This window comes from Myroides sp. LoEW2-1 (assembly GCF_009767705.1).
In the GTDB taxonomy this organism is placed as follows: domain Bacteria; phylum Bacteroidota; class Bacteroidia; order Flavobacteriales; family Flavobacteriaceae; genus Flavobacterium; species Flavobacterium album_A.
In genome coordinates, this window is the sequence record NZ_WSPP01000233.1 from 1 (window position 1) to 658 (window position 658).

Annotated in this window: 1 protein-coding gene; it reads right to left on the reverse strand. The window is 25.7% G+C overall.

The genetic code is table 11. The features are described from left to right. Positions 1-157 precede the first annotated feature (157 nt). Complete coding sequence (locus GOQ24_RS12635) at positions 158-556, reverse strand: hypothetical protein (protein WP_160339840.1); 399 nt, start codon at positions 554-556, stop codon at positions 158-160. Positions 557-658 lie beyond the last annotated feature (102 nt).

The window sequence follows — 658 nt, forward strand, 5'->3', positions numbered from 1 at the left end:
AAATAGAGTTTAGTTAATTTTTTTGCTTTAGATTTTTTGTTATTCTTATACAATAGATATGCTATATAACCTATGACGAATAATAATAAAAATTGTATATCTGTATCCATAAATCTCTTTTAAAAGGCTTTGTTTAGTTTTTAAATAAATTTGATAACTAAGTAAACATATTAAAAATTTCTCTTTTACTTCTTTTTTGATTATTAAAAATTAAAACTCTCTTATACTCATTGTTAGAAATGGTCAAATTCTTAATATCTAATCGATGTAGATTTTCTAAATACAAATAAAGTACTCTATAAATTACTGAATCAGTGTTAGTCCCCCTTAAGAACTCAAACATCATTTTATTAAACACAGTTTCATTATCTTGATTAGTATTAATAGCCTTCTTAGATTCTATTAAGTCAGTTAATATCGCTGTAGTTAATAACACATCATTCTCTGCAATGATTTTGATAATATCTACTCTTTGTTGTTGAGTTAGAGACACCAAAAACTCTTGAATACATCGGTAGAAGTGTTTACTTTGTTTGGCTTCAGCATATTCTTGCATTGTATGCACCCGAGCAAGTACATCTTGTGAGATATAATTATTCTTCTACAACGTTTGAGTTTAATGTTTTATAGTTATGAGGATATAAATCTGTAATGTTCT